This is a genomic window from Aequorivita vitellina, assembly GCF_022008365.1.
Taxonomy (GTDB): Bacteria; Bacteroidota; Bacteroidia; order Flavobacteriales; family Flavobacteriaceae; genus Aequorivita; species Aequorivita vitellina.
Genome location: NZ_JAIRBA010000144.1, coordinates 1 through 479, shown reverse-complemented (window position 1 = coordinate 479; position 479 = coordinate 1). Strand labels below are relative to the sequence as shown.

Annotated in this window: 1 protein-coding gene; it reads right to left on the bottom strand. The window is 42.6% G+C overall.

Annotated features, from left to right (window positions below; genetic code table 11):
* Nucleotides 1–479 (bottom strand): hypothetical protein (locus K8089_RS16340; RefSeq protein WP_456237144.1); only part of this gene is annotated, 479 nt, incomplete at both ends.

Genomic DNA, 479 nt, shown 5'->3' with positions numbered 1-479 from the left:
GTAGTTACATCTGGTACAGGAGCAGTGGTATCATTAATAGTTACCGTCTGGTTTTGCGTGCTTGTATTAGTGCCATCTGTATAGGTCCAAACCACAGTTGTTGATGCCGTAATTGGGAAACTAGTGGTTGTTGTTCCAGTAACAGCTCCAATACAATTGTCTGTCGCCGTAGGAGCAGGTATGCTAGTTACACTGCATTGTTCTGTAACAGTTGGTAATGTAGTTACATCTGGTACAGGAGCAGTGGTATCATTAATAGTTACCGTCTGGTTTTGCGTACTAGAATTGGTGCCATCTGTATAGGTCCAAACCACAGTTGTTGATGCTGTAATTGGGAAGCTAGTAGTTGTTGTTCCAGTAACAGCTCCAATACAATTGTCTGTCGCCGTAGGAGCAGGTATGCTAGTTACACTGCATTGTTCTGTAACAGTTGGCAATGTAGTTACATCTGGTACAGGAGCAGTGGTATCATTAATAGT